Raw genomic sequence first — 3,455 nt, 5'->3', positions numbered from 1 at the left:
CCATTTAATGCCATGGGCGCAACAGCTTATCGACCGTTGTGGAAGCTATGCAGAATGGACGCCAAGCGGCAACGGCGCGCGCATTCTTGGGTGCGTGCCTGAAGGTTTCCGGTCGATCCACACAAAACGAAATCACGACAAAGGCGGGGAATACGAAATTTACAGCAACGTTAAGACAGGTCGGTATATCACTGTTTCTGGGCAACAAATCGAAGGCACGCCGTCACACTTGGCCGATTTGCACGATGCAATCGAATATCTGGAAAGTCTCACGGCTGATGATGACGACGACCAAGGCAACGCAGGGCAGCGCACGCTTGATCTGGGCGACGTGCCTGTATGGGTGCGCACCTACATCGAGCACGGTGGCTCTGGCGACCGCTCTGGCGACTTTCAGTCGATTGTAAACGCATTGCGCCCGCGCGGCTGGTCTTTTGATGCGGTGTTGAAGCTGTTGCAGGACAATCCACAGGGACCGGCGGGGAAGTACATCGAAGGCAACCGCCTAGAAACCGAACTGCGCCGCTCTTGGGATAAGGCGACAGGGGGATCTGCTACATCCGATGGCAGGCCGCGCCCGAATGCGCCCGATGAAATCGACCTGAGCCAAGACGGGCTTGCAAACAATCTCGGAAAACAAGGCTGGGACAATGACGCCCGACACGTCGCCGCGTGGGGAAAGTGGTTGTTCTGGACTGGCACGCGGTGGGAGGTTGACGACAAGCGCAAGCACATGACCCTGACACGCCAGTACCTACGCCAAAGGGCCGAAGAACTGATCGACTGGACGGAACGCCGTGTGGCGCTGCTGGAAGAACAGCCCGCAAATAAACTGCGCCGGTGGGCGCAAGAGCAAGCGCGCACGTTGCGGAGCAAGAACACCGTCGCGGCAATCGAGGCGCTGGCGCAATCGAACCCGGCAAGCGCAGCGCATCCTGATGAATTCGACAAAAACAAGATGCTGCTGGGAACGCCCGGTGGCGTTGTGGACCTGACAACCGGACAGCTTAGGCCAGCGCAGCGGGGCGACATGCTGACAAAGCTGACAACGTGCGAACCCGCAACGCCAGGTTCAACGCCGTCGCTATGGTTGCAATTCCTGCATGACATTTTCGAAGGTGATGCGGAACTGATCGAATTCATGCAGCGCGCGGCAGGGTATGCTCTGACCGGGCTGACAACGGAACATAAGCTGCTGTTTCTCTATGGCACAGGCCGCAACGGGAAATCGGTGTTCCTGAATACCCTGACCCATATCTGGGGCGATTATTCACGCAGGGCAGCGGCGGAAACCTTTCTCAACTCGCAGGGCGACAAACACGCCACCGGGCTTGCTGGGCTGCAAGGTGCGCGCCTTGTGGCTGGCAGCGAATTGCCAGTGGGCAAGACCTGGGATGAATCCGTTATCAAAGACCTGACCGGCGGGGACCGGATGACCGCCCGCTTTATGCGCGGGGACTTTTTCGACTTTGACCCGCAACTGACTTTGATGATTGCCGGGAACAATCAGCCGTCGTTTCGTGGTGTGGATGAAGCAATCAGGGCGCGCGTTGTCTTGGTTCCGTTCAAAGTGACAATCCCGCCAGAGAAGCGCGACAAGGGCTTGGCCGACAAGCTGTTGGCCGAAGGGCCAGCAATCTTGCGGTGGGCAATCGACGGGGCGCTACAGTGGCAGGCGCGCGGCTTGGATGTGCCAGTAAAGGTGCAAGAGGCATCCGCCGAATATATGGACGATGAAGATACACTCGGACAATTCCTTGCAGATGAAACCACAGCCGACAGCGGCGGCTTTGTGAGCAACGCTGATTTGCATGTGCGGTTTGCATATTGGTGCGAGAAACAAGGCTTACGCCCTTGGACGCAGCACACCCTGACCAAAGAAATGAAAAGCAGAGGTTTTGAGGTGTATAGACGAACAAATGCGCGCGGTTTCGTTGGCGTTCGATTGCGCTAATGACACTTATGACACTTCTTTCCTTATTGACCGTATAGGGGTTTTCTCAAGAATTCTTCTATACGGTAGATATGTAGCAAAGTGTCATAAGTGTCATATCCGCCGGTCTTGCTGCTGTGGAGGCTTTCGGACTTAACGACGAATTCAGCCCAAAATGGCCGCTTTTTCCCGACTATCCGGTTCGGTTCCGCGTATGAACGCCGACTTAACGGGATGAATTAATGATTACAGTGTGTTGCTGTGTCATGTTCAATTAAACCGCCCTTTAATCTGCCCTTAAATCGAACAAAGGCTGCATGTAGCATGGCAAAAGCACCGCCACCGCCAGAGTTTAGGACGCGCCGGGGAACTGGTGCAATTGTCTTGGCTGGTGTTGATGGCCGTTCGATGATGGCGCGCCGGTTCCGTGAAATCACCAGCGGGATCGAAACCGACCTTGGCGGTGATCTGACCGAAGCGCAGCGGCAGCTATTGGCACGGGCCGCGACCTTGGCGTGCTGGTGTGAAGAAAGGGAAACGGAACTTGCCAAGGGTGAGCCGTTCGACGCGGCGGAATATGCGACCATCTCGAACGCGTTGCGCCGCTTGCTGACCGATCTTGGTCTTGGTCGCCATAGCAAAGACGTCACGCCCGATCTGCACAGCTACATCAACGGGCACGCCAATGTCTGACCGCTTTTCAATCCTGCAAGCGATGACCGATCCGGCGTTGTTCGGTGGCACGTTCGGAGGCGACAGTTTCGCGGCGTGGCGTGCCTTGTTGGGGCGGTTCTATGGCTTGCCCATAGATGACAGCGGGGCCGAACTGGTGGAAGCCGTCACACAGCGCCAGACAGCACCACACAGCGACTTTCGGGAACTTTGGGTTGCCATAGGGCGCAGGGGCGGCAAGAGCCATGTCGCGGCGCTGGTGGCCGCGTTTGAGGCTGCATTCCAAGACCATCGGGACAAGCTGGCACCGGGCGAATTCGCCACCGTCTTTCTGATCGCTGCTGACCGGGCGCAGGCGCGCACGCTGTTGCGCTATGTGCGGGGGATCTTCGAGAACCCCATGTTGAAAGCCATGATCGCGCGGGAAACGACCGCCGGTCTTGAACTCACAAACCGATCTGCAATCGAGGTTGCCACGGCATCGCACCGGGCGGTGCGCGGATACACGGTTGCGGCTGTGATCTGTGACGAGATTGCCTTCTGGCACGCGGACGGGGCATCACCTGACGCGGAAATCATCGCGGCGTTGCGCCCGTCGATGGCGACGCTTGACGGGCGTTTGATCGCCATTTCATCGCCTTATGCGCGCCGGGGCATCTTGTGGGACACATACCGCCGCCATTTTGCGCAAGACAGTGACCGCGTGCTGGTGGCACAGGCGGCAAGCCGTTTCATGAACCCGACCTTGCCGCAAAGGGTTGTGGAAGATGCGATGGCCGAGGATGCGCCGCGCGCGTCTGCTGAATACCTGGCGCAATTCCGGACTGACATTGCGTCGCTGTTGAATGCT

3 protein-coding genes are annotated in these 3,455 nt (G+C 57.8%); all 3 read left to right on the top strand.

The features are described 5' to 3' along the window. Positions 1-1,954, top strand: a 1,954-nt coding sequence (locus tag LCF60_RS23805; RefSeq protein WP_292295015.1) for a phage/plasmid primase, P4 family, incomplete at its 5' end; no start/stop codon positions are given. A gap of 363 nt (positions 1,955-2,317) precedes the next feature. Beyond that, positions 2,318-2,626, top strand: coding sequence for a hypothetical protein (locus tag LCF60_RS23800; protein WP_292295014.1), 309 nt, complete (start codon positions 2,318-2,320; stop codon positions 2,624-2,626). After that, positions 2,619-3,455 (top strand): terminase large subunit (locus tag LCF60_RS23795; protein ID WP_363318458.1); only part of this gene is annotated, 837 nt, incomplete at its 3' end. The genes LCF60_RS23800 and LCF60_RS23795, both read left to right, overlap by 8 nt.

It is taken from the genome of Marivita sp. (assembly GCF_020055635.1).
Classification (GTDB): domain Bacteria; phylum Pseudomonadota; class Alphaproteobacteria; order Rhodobacterales; family Rhodobacteraceae; genus Marivita.
The sequence above is the reverse complement of the archived record's forward strand: the minus strand, read 5'-3'. Positions and strand labels throughout refer to the sequence as shown.